Here is a 5,795-nt window from a genome sequence, read left to right on the forward strand (position 1 = left end):
GGCCCGCCCGGCCCCTCGGCGGTGAAGGCCAGCGTGCTTCCGTCGGTGGACCAGGACGGGCCGCTGACCACCCACCCGGGCAGCGGCACGGTCTCCGACCGCCCGTCCTCGGCGGAGAGGACCGTCAGCGCGGAGCGGCCGCCGCGCTCGTTCCACAGCACCGCCGCCTTGCGGCCGTCGGTGGTCAGCGCGAAGGCCTCGACCTCGGCGTGGGCGCGCGCGGCGACCACCGTGGAGCCGTGCATGAGTTGCGGGACCTCGGCCGCGTCGGAGAGGGCCCAGATCGACCCGTCGGGCGCGAAGACGGCTTCCTGGCCGCTGGTCACGTGCTCCTCGGCGCCGGTCGACAGGTCGCGCACGACCACGTGCCGCGCCCCTCGCGGGCCTCGCCGCAGCAACGCCCGCCCTCCGCTCACGTCGAGCAGCGAGATCAGCTCGCCCGTGGCGACGACGGCCCGTGACCCGGTCACCGGGTCGATGATCAGGGTGGTCGTGAGGTTCTCGGTGACCGCCAGCAGGGATCGGCCGGGCAGCCAGCGCATGTTGTCGGCGGTGTCGGCGCCGAAGCCGGCCACCTGGTGCAGCTCGGAGCCGTCCGGCCGGACCAGCCACACCTCGTGCCGGGGGGCGCCGCCCGGCGCCAGCAGACAGGCCAGCCAGCCGCCGCCGGTGGACCACTGGACCGCCATGACGGGGGCATCGCCGGTGTCGACGAGGAAGGTCAGCTCACTGCCGACCGGTTGCACCCAGACCTTGGGGGTGCCGCTGCGGTCCGACACGTACGCCGCGTGCCGGCCGTCCGGGGAGAGGCCCGGTGACCAACTGCCACTGGCCTCCGAGGCGAGCGGAGTCGAGCTCCACCCGATCGGCAGCACGGCGACGTCGACACGGTTGAGCTGACCGGTCATCCAGGCCCCCTTCGACTTTTAGTCAGATCCCCTTGTCCTGCAGCCACATCTCGAGCAGAGCCAGCTGCCACAACTGGTTCGCACCGAGGGTCGTGCGAGGAGTATTGGGGTCGGCCAGGAGCGCGTCAACGTACTCCGGCCGGAACAATCCGCGTGTCCTCGCAGCAGGTGCGTAAAGGGCGTCGCGCACCATCTCCAGCATGGGCCCCTCGAGGTGCCGGATGGCCGGAACGGGGAAGTATCCCTTGGTCCGGTCGATGACCTCGTCGGGCACCACACCGCGTGCGGCGTCCTTGAGAACGCCCTTGCCGCCCTGGGCGAGCTTCAGCTCCGGCGGGCACGCGGCGGCCAGCTCGACGAGCTCGTGGTCGAGGAACGGGACCCGTGCCTCCAGGCCCCACGCCATCGTCATGTTGTCCACCCGCTTCACCGGGTCGTCGACGAGCATGACCTGCGAGTCCAGCCGTAGCGCCGCGTCGACCGCGGTGGCCGCGCCGGGCCGGGCGAAGCTCGCCGCCACGAACTCGCGGCTGACGTCCCGCTCGTCGTACCACTCGGGGCTGAGCTGCCGGGCGAGGTCGCCGTGCGACCGATCGAAGAACTCCGTCGCGTACGCGCCGACCGCCGCGTCCCGGTCGACGCCGGCCAGCGGCGGGTACCAGCTGTACCCGGCGAAGATCTCGTCGGCGCCCTGCCCCGACTGGACCACCTTGATGGTCTTGGACACGTCCTCGCTGAGCAGGTTGAACGCCACGCAGTCATGGCTGACCATCGGCTCGCTCATCGCCGCCACGGTCCGGGTCACGGCCGGCAGGAAGCGGTCCCGGCCGATCCGGATCTGGTGGTGCACGGTGTCGAACTGCTTGGCGATGACGTCGGAGTAGGCGAACTCGTCGCCCTGCTCGCCCGCCGCCGCCTCGAAGCCGATGCTGAACGTGGTCAGCCCGCGCTGTCCCTGCTCGGCCAGCAGCGCCACGATGAAGCTCGAGTCGAGCCCGCCGGAGAGCAGCACCCCGACCGGCACGTCGGCGACCATCCGCCGCTCGACCGCGAGCCGCAGCGCCCGGCCGACCTCGTGCGCCCACTGCTCGCGGGAGTAGTCGAGGCGCCGGGTGAAGTCGGCCTCCCAGTAGACCCGGTCCTGTGCGGTGCCGTCGGCCTTGATGGTCCGGATCGTGGCCGGCGGCAGCTTGCGCACCCCCGAGATGATCGTCCGCGGCGCGGGCACCACCGAGTGGAACGTCATGTAGTGCTGCAGCGCGACCTTGTCCAGCGAGGTGTCGACGTCGCCGGCGGCCAGCAGGGCCGGCAGGTTGGAGGCGAAGCGCAGCCGGCCGGGCGTCTCGGCCAGGTACATCGGCTTGATGCCGAGACGGTCGCGGGCCAGCGTGACGGTGCCGGTCTCGTGCTCGAGGATCGCGAAGGCGAACATGCCGAGGAAATGCTTGACGCAGTCGGCGCCCCAGCGGTGGTAGGCCTTGATGATCACCTCGGTGTCGGAGGTGGAGAAGAACTTGTAGCCGCTGTCGATCAGCGAGGAGCGGAGCTCCTGGTAGTTGTAGATGCAGCCGTTGAAGACCATGGTGAGCCCGAGCTCGTCGTCGGTCATCGGCTGGCCGCCGGCCTCCGACAGGTCGATGATCTTGAGGCGTCGATGGCCGAACGCGACCGCGTCACGGGCGAAGAAGCCCTCGCCGTCCGGGCCGCGCGACTCCAGGCACGGCAGCATCCGGCGGACCGCCTCGGTGTCCGCGGGCCGTCCGTCGAACCGGAGTTCACCGGCGATTCCACACATGGTGGGACCTCCCAAGATTCATCAGGGTGGGGGTGCAATGTTGCGTTCCTGTGACGGCGTCGTAACGCTCTCAACCCAGCAGCCACGTGTCCTTCGAACCGCCGCCGCGGGACGAGTTGACGATCATGCTGCCGGCGGGCGCCACCCGGGTCAGGGCGGCGGGCGCGACCACCGACTCGCGGCCGCTGAAGATGAACGCGCGCAGGTCGACGTGCCGCGGCGCGAGCTGGTGGCCGTCGAAGACCGGGTGCGTGGAGAGGTTCACCAGCTCCTGGGCCACCCAGCGGTGCGGCGCGGCGTTGATCTGTCGCCGGACCGCGGCCAGGTCGGCGGCCGACGCGTGCGGCCCGATCACGATCCGGTCGCCGCCGTAGCCGTCCACCGGCTTGCAGACCAGCTCCTCGAGCCGGCCCAGCACCTCGGCCTTCTGCTCCGGGATGCCGCACAGGTAGGTGGGCACGTCCGCCAGCAGCGGCTTCTCGCCGAGGTAGTACTCGATCAGCCGCGGCACGTACGCGTACACGGCCTTGTCGTCGCCGATGCCGTTGCCCAGCGCGTTGGCCAGCACGACGGTGTCCGCGTGCAGGGCCGACACGAGCGACGGCCCGAGCGGCATGCCGTCCGCGCCGGGGGAGTGGACCAGGCTGTCCTCATTCATCCGCAGGTAGATCACGTCCACCCGGTAACGCTTGCCGTCCCGGATCCGGTGCACGATGCCGTCGTCGACGAAGAGCTCGGTGCTGCGGATCACCGGAACACCCATCTCCTCGGCCAGCATGCGGTGCTCGAACCACGCCGAGTCGTCCGGGCCCTGGCTGAGCACCACCACCTGCGGGTCGTCAGCGGCCGACGGGCCGGCGGCGTCGAGCAGAGCCTGCTTGAGCAGCGCGGGCGTGCCCTCGATGTCGAGCAGGTCCGCCGGGCGCGGTAACTCGGGCAGCACCGCCTCGGTCAGCCGGCGGTTCTGCATCGCGTACCCGATGCCGGACGGCACCCGCAGGTTGTCCTCGAGCACACACCAGCGGCCGTCGCCGTCGCGGACCAGGTCGACGCCGGCCACCTGCGCGCGCACCCCGGGGCGGGAGATCAGCGCGCCGCTGGGCCGCAGCTCCGGCGAGCCGTCGATCACCCAGTCAGGGATCACGCCGTCCTTGACCGCGAGCCGGTCGCCGTAGACGTCGCCGACGAACGCGTCCAGTGCGCGGACCCGCTGCACCAGGCCCTTCTTGAGGTCCGCCCAGTCGTCCGCCGGCACGATGCGCGGCACCAGGTCGAACGGGAACAGCCGCATGGCCGCCTCGCCCGCCACGCTGAAGGTGATGCCCCGCGAGCGCTGCTCGTCGTCCCGCTGATCCTCGCGCCGCCGCAGCCCGGCACTGCCGAGGGCCGACAGAACATTGAGAATTCCCTGGTACGCCGGCGTCACGTCGCCGCCCGGGAAGGCCTCGTCGCCCACGGCCGCGTAGGGCACGAGGCCGGCCGGCACGGTCTGGCCGTCCGGGCCGATGCCGGTCGCGCCGCCGCGGGTGTCCGCGACCACCAGGTCGACCACGTCGGTGATGCGGCCGCGGCGGGTCATCGCGCGCCGCTGCCGGGCCGCCGAACTGCCCCGGCTGAGCGCCTGCACGCTCATGTCGAAGACCTGCTCCCAGTCGCCCAGCTCCTCGAGCTGCGGCCGGAGATCGCCGACCAGCCGCTCGACCGCGACCGCGGCGGGCACGGGCACCGGCGAGCGGGGCAGGTCGAGCAGATCGCCCTCGAGCCCGGAACGGGCCGCACGCCACATCGCCGCGCGGTGCACCGGCGGCCGGGTGCGCTCCAGGGGCCGGCCCGCCCGATAGTCCTGCCGCGCCCGCAGCACCAGCCCGCGGAAGAGCCCGGCCAGCAGCACGACGGTGTCGACGTCGGGGCACGCGTCGGTCACCCGCAGCTCGACCGTGGGCACGTGGGCCGACGGGCGTACATCGAAATAGACCATCTTGGGGTCGCTGATCGTGCGGGATGCGATCAGGTCGGCGACCAGCGCGTCATGGTCCGCCGCCGAGATCACCTCGCCGCTGTCGCCGGCGGTCGGCCAGCGCAGCCAGACCAGAGAGCGGACGCTGGCGTACCCGGAGTCCTCGCCCATCCAGTACGGCGAGCTGGCGGAGAGCGCGAGCAGCACCGGCAGCGCGGGCGCCACCCGCTGAGCCACGGACACCGCCTCGTCACGGTCGCTGATGCCCACGTGCACCTGCGCGCCGCAGATCAGCTGCTCGCGGGCCAGCATCTGATATTCGTCCAGCATCCGCCGGAAGCGCGAGGTCGGCGTGACCGGCAGCGCGTCGAGGTCGACCAGCGGCACCGTGCCGGCCGCGACCAGGCCCAGGCCGAGTGACTCGGCGACGCCGATGGCGTCGCGGCGCAGCTTGACGATGCCTTCGCGCAGCCCGTCGAGGGTGGGGGTGACCGAGGTGTTGGTCTCCACCACGGAGCGGTGCAGCTCTGCCGAGAAGTGCGCCGGGTCGAGCAGCTCGAGCACCTCCGGCGCCCGCGGCACCAGCTCCCGGGTCTTGAGGTCGACGACGTGCAGCTCCTCCTCGACACCCAGGGTCAGTTCGGTGGTGGTGCCGGTGCCCCCCTCCCCGTCGCCCGCCGTGACCTTCAGTGACTCCGTCATGAGACCGCCTTCGTTCGCCCCGTTTCGCCCATCGCCGGAGCCTCGCGAGTTCATGTGCCAGGCATGTGACGTGCCCATTTCCTCGGCAGGTCAAGCATGCACGCTGCGGTCCGGAGGCCATCTGGCGACGAAGTGCCAGAAACCCGGCAAGGCTTCGATCCGCCCTTCGGCCGGCGGTATTTGCGCAGTTCAGAGCGTTGTGATTTCGGTCCGGCCGGTACTTGCCTACCGCCCGGGTCGCGTCGTATGGTCGTCGATACGTTTCGTCGATTCGTATCGATGATCCCTCGAAGGGGGTGGCGTGGCCGCGTTCACGAGCAAGGACGTCGCGCGGCTGGCCGGCGTCTCGCAGAGCACCGTCTCCTATGTGATGACCGGTAAGCGGCCCATCTCCGAGCGCACCCGCCGGCGCGTGCTGGCGGCCATCGACGAG

Annotated in this window: 3 protein-coding genes and 1 pseudogene; 1 reads left to right on the forward strand and 3 read right to left on the reverse strand. The window is 71.4% G+C overall.

Translation table 11 applies throughout. The features are described from left to right. The 3 genes and pseudogenes from AB0M20_RS23290 to AB0M20_RS23300 form a co-directional block, all read right to left on the reverse strand. Positions 1-908, reverse strand: a pseudogene (locus AB0M20_RS23290) (S9 family peptidase); the annotation flags it as partial. A 22-nt stretch (positions 909-930) separates the two neighbouring features. Further along, entirely contained in the window at positions 931-2,703 is a 1,773-nt protein-coding gene (locus tag AB0M20_RS23295; RefSeq protein ID WP_364301403.1) for an N-acetylglutaminylglutamine amidotransferase, read from the reverse strand. Positions 2,704-2,773: 70 nt separating this feature from the next. Then, entirely contained in the window at positions 2,774-5,362 is a 2,589-nt protein-coding gene (locus tag AB0M20_RS23300; RefSeq protein WP_364301405.1) for a carboxylate--amine ligase/circularly permuted type 2 ATP-grasp protein, read from the reverse strand. 301 nt (positions 5,363-5,663) lie between these two features. Here AB0M20_RS23300 and AB0M20_RS23305 point away from each other — a divergent pair. Next, a partial coding sequence (locus AB0M20_RS23305; protein ID WP_364301407.1) for a LacI family DNA-binding transcriptional regulator occupies positions 5,664-5,795 on the forward strand: 132 nt, incomplete at its 3' end.

This window comes from Actinoplanes sp. NPDC051633 (assembly GCF_040681735.1).
In the GTDB taxonomy this organism is placed as follows: Bacteria; Actinomycetota; Actinomycetes; order Mycobacteriales; family Micromonosporaceae; genus Actinoplanes.

Excerpts from the sequence above, each read along its gene's own strand:
- AB0M20_RS23295 (WP_364301403.1), bottom strand. The coding sequence starts at position 2,703 with ATGTGTGGAATCGCCGGTGAACTCCGGTTCGACGGACGGCCCGCGGAC.
- AB0M20_RS23300 (WP_364301405.1), bottom strand. The coding sequence starts at position 5,362 with ATGACGGAGTCACTGAAGGTCACGGCGGGCGACGGGGAGGGGGGCACC.